General features: G+C 40.3%; 7 protein-coding genes. 3 read left to right on the forward strand and 4 right to left on the reverse strand.

The window, feature by feature from the left end:
- Positions 1-301 precede the first annotated feature (301 nt).
- From HWQ37_RS19195 to HWQ37_RS19205, 3 genes are all read right to left on the reverse strand, one after another.
- Positions 302-436 (reverse strand): hypothetical protein, encoded by a 135-nt coding sequence (locus tag HWQ37_RS19195; RefSeq protein ID WP_292749721.1) that lies wholly within the window; start codon positions 434-436, stop codon positions 302-304.
- A 127-nt stretch (positions 437-563) separates the two neighbouring features.
- Complete coding sequence (locus HWQ37_RS19200) at positions 564-740, reverse strand: hypothetical protein (RefSeq protein ID WP_292749723.1); 177 nt, start codon at positions 738-740, stop codon at positions 564-566.
- Positions 741-878: 138 nt separating this feature from the next.
- Positions 879-1,064, reverse strand: coding sequence for a hypothetical protein (locus HWQ37_RS19205; protein ID WP_292749725.1), 186 nt, complete (start codon positions 1,062-1,064; stop codon positions 879-881).
- Between the two features lie 597 nt (positions 1,065-1,661).
- On the opposite strand from HWQ37_RS19205, the gene HWQ37_RS19210 reads away from it, so the two are divergent.
- Positions 1,662-2,570: an alpha/beta fold hydrolase gene (locus tag HWQ37_RS19210; protein WP_292749727.1), complete on the forward strand. Its 909-nt coding sequence runs from the start codon at positions 1,662-1,664 to the stop codon at positions 2,568-2,570.
- Between the two features lie 28 nt (positions 2,571-2,598).
- On the opposite strand, the gene HWQ37_RS19215 is transcribed toward HWQ37_RS19210, so the two are convergent.
- Positions 2,599-5,334, reverse strand: coding sequence for a zinc-dependent metalloprotease (locus tag HWQ37_RS19215; protein ID WP_292749729.1), 2,736 nt, complete (start codon positions 5,332-5,334; stop codon positions 2,599-2,601).
- A gap of 614 nt (positions 5,335-5,948) precedes the next feature.
- Between HWQ37_RS19215 and HWQ37_RS19220 the strand changes: the two genes are divergently transcribed.
- Positions 5,949-6,332, forward strand: a complete 384-nt coding sequence (locus HWQ37_RS19220; RefSeq protein ID WP_465249706.1) for a hypothetical protein — start codon at positions 5,949-5,951, stop codon at positions 6,330-6,332.
- Between the two features lie 659 nt (positions 6,333-6,991).
- Positions 6,992-8,440 carry an AAA-like domain-containing protein gene (locus HWQ37_RS19225; protein ID WP_292749733.1) on the forward strand — a complete coding sequence of 483 codons (1,449 nt, stop codon included), beginning with the start codon at positions 6,992-6,994 and terminating at the stop codon, positions 8,438-8,440.
- Positions 8,441-8,588: the final 148 nt, after the last annotated feature.

Below are 8,588 nucleotides of genomic sequence, written 5' to 3' on the forward strand. Positions count from 1 at the left end.
AAAGTCAATTTTCTAACAAATTTATCCTGATCGTGGTGGTTCAACCTAGAACATTTAAATGGTAGATGCACCCTGATAACTAGCTCCCCTCGTTGGCTAACGCCCACTTGGGGTTTTTTTTATGAAGCATTGAGTGCTATTTATGAAACCTGACACACCCGTTTTGTCAAGCAGCGCACCGATTAATTGGTAGGTCTGTTCTGATAACTAACCCCTCTGAGGTTTTTCTTTGCTCGACAAACAGTAACAACTTCAACCTCTGCTAATTTATCCGGTTGCGACCCATTTATTTTAGAAAAGATTATTGGTAGATGCACCCTGATAACTCACTCCCCTGGTTGGTTAAGACCCACTGGGGGTTTTTTTTAGTTGCGTCACCGATAGCGATCGCGTAGCTTCCCTGTAGGGTACTAGCATCATAGCCCGTCGTAGACATCGCCATCAACCCTGATTTAGTTGATTTTTCCCGGAAGATGCTGGCATGCCCTAGAAAAGATTATTGGTAGATGCACCCTGATAACTCACTCTCCTAGTAGGTTAACACCCACTGGGGGTTTTTTTATTTAAAAAACAACTGACCCTGATAACTCACTCCCCTGATAGGTTAACACCCACTTGAGGTTTTTTCTACTAGTTACGTTACCAATAGCGATCGCTAGTACCGCAAAGCGTAATTCTGATTTAGTTGATTTTTCCCGGAAGATGCTGGTTGCCCTAGAAAAGATTATTGGTAGATGCACCCTGATAACTAACTCCCCTAGTAGGTTAACACCGACTGGGGTTTTTTTTATTTAAAAAAATAACTGACCTTTGTACAAATTTATCCGGAGTATGGTGTTCAACCTGAGAACATTTAATTGGTAGATGCACCCTGATAACTAACTCCCCTGGTAGGTTAACGCCGACTGGGGGTTTTTTTTGGTGTAGAGGCGTTGCTGGTAGACCTTGAGTATCCTCATGTTGCCAGCAGAGTGGATAACTTGCTCACTCAATCCCTGAATCGCTTTCTTTTTATTGTGGGCTAGATATCCCACTCCAAAATGATTGCTATGATATTTAATCACATTCTTAATTTTTTTTATATATTTTGGTTTGGCGAGTTCCCTATTCCTTGTTCTGTTTTAACTTTCACTATTTGTCTGCCTCAGCACTGGCTCGAATGGCACTAAGAAAAGCCCAAAGAAGTATGTAGCCTTGTTCCCAGCCTCCAGTCCTACGGTGTACACACAGTTATCGAATCACAACCAGTCTGCCGAATTACCCCACCCTAACCCTCCCCTTATAAAGGGGAGGGAACTAGATTTCTTTTTCCCCCCAATACATCGGGGGGATTAAGGGGGGTAATTCGACTTGTGTATACACCGTAGGCCTCCAGGCTGGAAGTTGGGGCAAGGATTGTATCTTAACTTAGTGCCATTCAGCACTGGCTCAGAGCCTCGCTACCGCTAACAGCACTCCTGAAGTAATTTCAAAAAGAGGCAGGGGAGCAATTACAAAATAAGCACCCAGGAGTCAGAAGTTAGAATTTAGAAGTAATCCAGTCTAATTGATATATTCATCCAATCTTCTCCTGATTCTTGAACTATTTCAGATAGATGTATTTTGACTCCTGAATTAGTTTGACTGTACGCAAATTAAAATAAACTCAACTTTTTAATTTTATGCTTCAGTTTCAACCTCCTGGCTTTGGACATAAAGTCATCCATACATCATTAGGGGCAATGGTTTACTATACCCAAACCAATGCACCTTGGGCGATCGCTGACACTGAAGATTTACCCCCACTACTATTTCTCCATAACTTTGGTGGTGGAGCGTCTGCTTATGAATGGTCTAAAGTTTACCCGGCTTTTGCCTCTAATTACCACATTTTCGCCCCCGATCTCATCGGTTGGGGAGAATCGGCGCATCCAGTGCGGGATTATAAAATTAGGGATTATCTCAGCACGATCGCAGATTTTATCATCCAAACTTGTCACCAGCCGGTGACAGTGGTAGCCTCATCTCTGACAGCCGCTTTTGCTATCCGCCTAGCTATTGTTCAACCCAATTTATTCAAAACACTGCTTTTAGTTTCTCCCTCTGGATTTGATGATTTTGGGCAGGGTGCTGGACGCAGACTTCCGCTTTCGGTAATCAATGCGCCTCTGTTGGACAATTTTATTTATATGCTTGGTGCTGAAAATGAAATTGCAGTCCGAAATTTTTTACAAAGTTTTCTCTTTGCGAAGTCACAACGAGTATCGCAAGAGATGGTGGAGGCTTATTTAACCTCGGCACAACAACCTAATGCCAAGTTTGCTGCTTTGGCTTTTTTGCGGGGCGATCTTTATTTCGATCTGAGTTTATATATTCAACAACTGACAGTTCCCACGGTCATTTTTTGGGGAGAAAAGGCACAATTTACCAACATCAAATTAGGACAACGCTTGGCAAATCTAAATCCAAGAGCAATTCAAGATTTTTGTGCGATCGCAGATGCTGGAATATTACCTCATTTGGAAGTACCGGAAGTTGTTATTGGTTTATTGCAACGGTATCTTGGGGAAGTGGAGAGTAGGGGAGAATAACTAATGACAAATGACAAATGACAAATGACTATTTAGAAAGTAAATGCGCGTTTAATGCTTTAGTGATGCGATCGCTAGAAGCTTCTAAGTGGGCTAAGGTGTAAATATCAAGGCTTTCACTAAGTTGTTTGAGTCTGACATCAATGGCTTTTTGCAGTTGGCGCAATTCATACCAAGCCAATGTCCGCCCATCTTCAGGTGTATTAGTAGTACCCAGCATCATCTGTAACAAAATATTTAGATGTTCTCGTTGCAATGAACGGCGAATGCTAGAAATTGGCTTTGGTTCTCCTGGGGCGAAAATTTCTGTCCAGATGCCTGTTTGTAGGGTGTCGAACAATTCTGGTATGGAAAGCGCTTCTCCAGGTAGAGTTTTTAATTCTATATCTTGTAACCGATTCAGGCGATCGCTGTCTAGTAGCGATCGCAATATCGCACTTTGAAAACTCAAAATGCGATCGTGAATTGGATAATCAAGGCGGTTATTCGGTGCAGAACTACCCCAGTGTTCCCAACGCGACGGTGCTAGTTGATTGAGCAATTGTGGTGAAAAGCTAAAAGCATCTTCAGCAAACACATATTGTTGTAACTTTGTCAATGCTTGACGTTGTTTTAAAAGTGAAACTGGTACAAATGCCCAAGCAGCATCATTACTGGTATGAAGACGGCGAAACGATTGTCCACCAATGTATTTAGAAAGCAAAGTGGCGTTGCGAAAATAATATTTAAGTACTTTATTAAATTTAAGGCGCAGGTTACTATAGCTTTCTCCTTTCGATAGATAACCCTTATCAAGACGCTGCCACATAAAACGAGCATTATCCATTTGCCACTGCGAATAAAGTAGCACATCACTACTCATATCCCAAACATTTGCTAAAGGATTGATATCCCAGATATCTTCATCGGTTGCATAAGATAATTCTGGTTGAGGTGATGCTAGTGCAATCTGGTCTAAAAAACTTTTTTCTGATTCTGGAATAGTTACCTCAAGTGCTATTGATGGAAATCTTTTATAACCATACTCAATTGCCCATTCGTCATAAGGCCCAATCACTCCTGGGAAATAGTCACCTTGCTGTACTCCCTGCGGTGCTATGTTCACAGGTAGATAATCCATCACCGAACCCACTAAACCTTTGGTGTGAGTGATTTCAGTATTATTTAATTCTTCTGGCGCTAACATGGTGCTGCCATAAAAGTTGTGGCGCAAACCCAGAGTGTGTCCGACTTCATGAGCGATGAGAGAACGCAAATATTGATGCACATACTCTTTCATCGTTTCACTATTAGGTGTGGTGTTTGGCAAAATTGATAACGCCAACGCCCCCATAGCTGCTTGATTTGAAGACTCCATACCATAGCAGGACTCAGAGGAGAAAAAGAGAGCAGAGGAAGATGACGCAAAGAATCTATCCAAGAATTTCCCCGCTTCTTCGTGTCCTTTCGTCTTTTCTGGGCATGAATTTGCCTCCATCAGTGCGTGATATTCTTGCTGAACTAAACGCACCATATTGGCATCTACAATGATATCTGCATCCAATATTTCTCCGGTGAATGGGTTGACGCGCATCGGCCCTTTGGCAAAACCTGCATCTAAAGAATTGAACCAGCGAATAGTGTTGTAATGTACGTCTGCTGGTTTCCAATTAGCATCATCTGGCATTTGTTGCACTTCAATGGCATTTTGAAATCCGGCTTTTTCAAATGCTTTGTTCCACATCAAAACGCCTTCACGAATCGCATCGCGGTATTCTAGTGGTACAGCATTTTCAATCCAATAGACAATTGGTTTTTTGGGTGGAGATAAGGGCGCTTCAGGATCGGATGGTTCTAGATGCCAGCGATTAATGTAACGTACATAAGATTCGTGAGGATTATTGTTAGAGAAATCTTGGAAAGCAGTAGTAAAATATCCAACTCTATCATCAGCAAGTCTGGGAATATAACCATTGTTTTCTCTCAGTTGAGAAAAACTGTAGTGTACCTTTAGAGTGATTGCCCTGCTATCGGGTACAGTGACTAAATTTGAGCCTTCTATTGATGAAAAGTCGTAAATCGAATCAATCTCTACGTTTTCTGGGAAGCTGTTAACATCACCAAAATATGACTTACGTGCATCTAAGCGGTAATCAGCTTGTAAAGAATATTTTAACATAGAAGTTAATCCTGGAAAATCCTGCATTAGCAGTTCATTCAGGTTAATCAGAATATTTTGATTTTTTGGATCTATAGTGGCTATTTCGAGTGAATAAAGAACAGAATCGCTAAATGAACGAGCAAGCGATCGCTGTTCTGGTATACTATCTGTACGGAATTTTACATTACGCAAAACAAAATGCAATCTATTATTTACTCGTCGGAAGTAAAAGATAAAATCAGAAAGAGGTAATCCACTATAAATCCCACTTTCCCCAACGCCTGATTCCAATGTCACGATAGCTAGGTAATCTTTATTTAGCTGCTCTGGCTTAAGTTCTAAGAAAACTTTTCCCGAATCCTCGCTACAATAAAGTGTGAAGAGTCCCTCTAGTTTATCGATCCGATTAACAATCCCATTAAATCGGCACAAATCTTCCTTTTTAATGTCAGCAAGATTCTTATCAGTACTTGCTACATTTTCAACTACTGGAAGTGCATTTGATTGCTGCACATCAATATTAGAAGTATTTAAAAGTTGGTTTGCTTCTGCATAATCATTTGATAGCAACAAGCTATACAGGAATACTATACAGATTGCTAATTTTGTGATCCAGTATTTCATCCTTTGGCTTTCCACCTGAAGCAGTTCTCGTGTTGAGGAAAAATATCGAGTAGTTTTTCGTCAGTAAGCCCTGCAAATATCTAGGGATTACGGGATAAATCCACTCAGTCAGATAAACAATGTCTCTAGCACAGGACATCAGAAATCTAGCTACCATCTCAATTAACTAGACAAATTGTTCAAGCAACTTGTTAAAGGTAGGCGAAATTCCGCCACAGTGTACTAGCCTAAAAGTCGTGTGACTATTGATTGTTATTAGTAACTATTTAGGAATTATCCATTAAGCATCTATCTTTTAAGGTTGATAATTTTTACAACCAAAGATATATGTTTTTTTTACTTCTATCTGTATTAAAAACCAAATGTAGCATTAAAAATGTATTTAGTGCTACATTTGGTATGCGTTATCCAGAACCCTTGTACAGAACTAGCATTACTACGTCTTTAGATTATTTTTCACCTCTATGAATAGTTTGATTTAGTTGATTTGCTTGCGGATGATTGGTATAGTCTCATCCCAGATTTTTCATAAATGAGATATGCCTTTTGTTAGAAGGATAATTATTGTTTTATAGTTAATCTTTATTTGTACTCCAAAAAACAAGCTAGTTGGCATGATAAATTTGATTTCTAGGACTATTACTCAGATCAGTTCCTTGCTTAAAGGACTTCAAATAAAAGGTTTTTTGGCTGTTGTCATAGTTGGTTTTTTAGTGCTGACGACGAATGTTGCTTCTGGGCAGAATAACACAGGCTTAAAGGAAAGAGTTAGCGAACAGATACAGCAAGATGATTCTCAAAGACCGAGAACAATCGGCGAGTGGAATAAAGAAGCTCGTGAAACGGAAGGTTCTCCTGCTAAACGACTTCAAAAGGTTGGAGAAGAGTCAGCAGAAGCCTTTAAACAATTTGGCTCTGGATACGTAGAAGGTGCTAAGAAAACTGCTAGTGATGTAGGCGATAGTGCAGCACAAACAGGCAAAAAAATCCTTAACTAAGTTCGATGTTTGGGTAACGCCTTCACTCTTGCTGATGATAAATTGTAGGGTTTCTCGGTTGCATTAAATATTGCTCTTTAGTAGGGATGTACAGCTAGCTGTACGTCCCTGCTGCGTGTTATATATAGTACCGCATCTGAGAGATAAGGGGAGTCAGTGCGGTATTCTCCCTTAGTGCTAGCATCAGAGCCTTTCGTATAAATCGCCTACACCTTGTTGGATGTGTCTGCACTGCAAAATTCAGATTAATACCAGATAAAAAATATTTTTCAGTAACACTGAGTAAGCTGTTAGAAATAAAGTCAACTACTAACGGTTTGTCAAAAACATAATTTGTCATTGCGAGTGGAATGCAGTGAAGCAAAATAATCGCAACATCTGTACTTTGATTTGCGATCGCTTCTCTACGAGACACTCCGCGAACATTCCGCTTCCCTTCATTCGCAATGACAACTTACAATCTTGGTAAATTTGCCAAATAGTTATGTTTGTTTATACCCACTCATCTAACTGCTATTGAATACTAGTGTATATTTTTTTACTAATATACTAGTATTTACACAACAGGTAAGTAACTGTTGAATAACTGTTTAAAAACGTGAAACAATGAGGAAATAGCTAAGACAGTAAATAAAGAAAGCAGATTGATAATTAGTGATATGAAGCAATCTAAGAGTACGCGAAGGCGGGGACTTGTCCTAACGATCGCTGGGCTGAAGCGTTTACAAGGGGCGATTCTGGCTATGGAAAAGATACAGAACAATGGACATCGCTTCACTCTAGAAGATTTAGGCGATCGCATGAAAGTATCTACCAAAACTCTAAACCGATTATGGTCGTTGAATACAGGTGTCGATCAAAAAACCTTGAAATTGTGCTTTAGTGCCTTTAACTTAGAGTTACACAGGGAAGACTACGGAATCCTGAGTGAACCGAATCATACTGAAGCCTCTCAAGCTATCTCAGTGAGTTTAGACACAGGAGAGAAAAAATTATTTCCGTCTTCATGCTTAGATTCATTTGCGACTCAACACTATAACCAACTCGAAAATCTTTGGTCATACCCAGATGGCCCCGTACCTCTAGATTCCCCCTTCTATGTCGATCGTCCCCCCATTGAGGAATTAGTTTATCGAGAAGTAATTCAACCAGGCTGTGTAATTCGGATTCGCGCACCAAGAGAAATGGGAAAAAGTTCTCTTGTGCTGCGGCTGTTAGCTTTTGCCCAGATGCAAAATTATCGCTTGGTGAAGTTGAATTGCAACCAAATCGATTCAAGCTGTCTGAGAGACTTAAATAAGCTTTTGCGTTCTCTTTGCTGGCAAATTGCAACAGAATTAGGTATTGAACCTAAGCTAGATGACAACTGGGATGAGGAAATAGGTTGTAAGTTGAGTTGCAGTTTATATTTGCAATCTTATTTGCTCAAGCAGTGCAACAGTCCAGTAGTTTTAGTGTTAAATGAGGTTGATCGCTTTTTTGAATATCCCGAAATTGCTCCAGAGTTCTTTGGTTTGTTGCGCTCTTGGTATGAAGAAGCACGACAAGATCAAAACTTGCAGAAACTAAGGCTAGTGGTAGTTTACTCCACAGAAGTATATGTTTCGCTGGATATCAACCGCTCCCCGTTTAATATTGGATTACCTATCCGTCTACCAGAATTTACTGAGCCGCAAATAAAATACTTAGCTCAACGGCATGGTTTAGGCTGGATCTCTAATAACGAAGTTAATCAACTAATGTCTCTGGTGGGTGGACATCCAGCACTGATTAGAATTGCTCTGTATTATCTATGCTGTCAAGGAATCACCTTAGAAGAACTGATACAAGATGCGATCGCTAACGGTGGTATCTATCGTTATCATCTCTGGCGACACTGGGCAATCTTACAAGAAAATCCTAGTTTAGTAAAGGCGTATGTTGACGTTGTAGGCGCAAAGCAAAGCATTCCTCTGAATCCGATTGACGCTCATAAGCTCGAAAGCTTGGGTTTGATCGCTTATAAAGGCGATCGCATCTTACCGCGTTGTGAACTCTACCGTGCTTACTTTAAAAAGCAACTAGGTGTTGCTGAATTTGAATATAAATCATTGCAAAAACGTGCTTGATAAAAAACTATCAGACACTCTTTCAGTTCTCGAATTACCCCACCCTAACCCTGCCCTTTATTGGCTACGGTGTAAACACAAGTCTGAAATAGTTGATTAACCAAGGTTTTACCCCACCCTAACCCTCCCCTTGCAAAGGGGAGGGAAC

Origin of the sequence: Nostoc sp. NMS4, assembly GCF_017115095.1 — a bacterium.
Lineage (GTDB): Bacteria > Cyanobacteriota > Cyanobacteriia > Cyanobacteriales > Nostocaceae > Nostoc.

Bases quoted from the DNA above. Each gene is read 5' to 3' on its own strand.
- HWQ37_RS19210 (WP_292749727.1), top strand. From the start codon at position 1,662: ATGCTTCAGTTTCAACCTCCTGGCTTTGGACATAAAGTCATCCATACA.
- HWQ37_RS19195 (WP_292749721.1), bottom strand. From the start codon at position 436: ATGTCTACGACGGGCTATGATGCTAGTACCCTACAGGGAAGCTACGCG.
- HWQ37_RS19220 (WP_465249706.1), top strand. From the start codon at position 5,949: ATGATAAATTTGATTTCTAGGACTATTACTCAGATCAGTTCCTTGCTT.
- HWQ37_RS19225 (WP_292749733.1), top strand. From the start codon at position 6,992: ATGAAGCAATCTAAGAGTACGCGAAGGCGGGGACTTGTCCTAACGATC.
- HWQ37_RS19215 (WP_292749729.1), bottom strand. From the start codon at position 5,334: ATGAAATACTGGATCACAAAATTAGCAATCTGTATAGTATTCCTGTAT.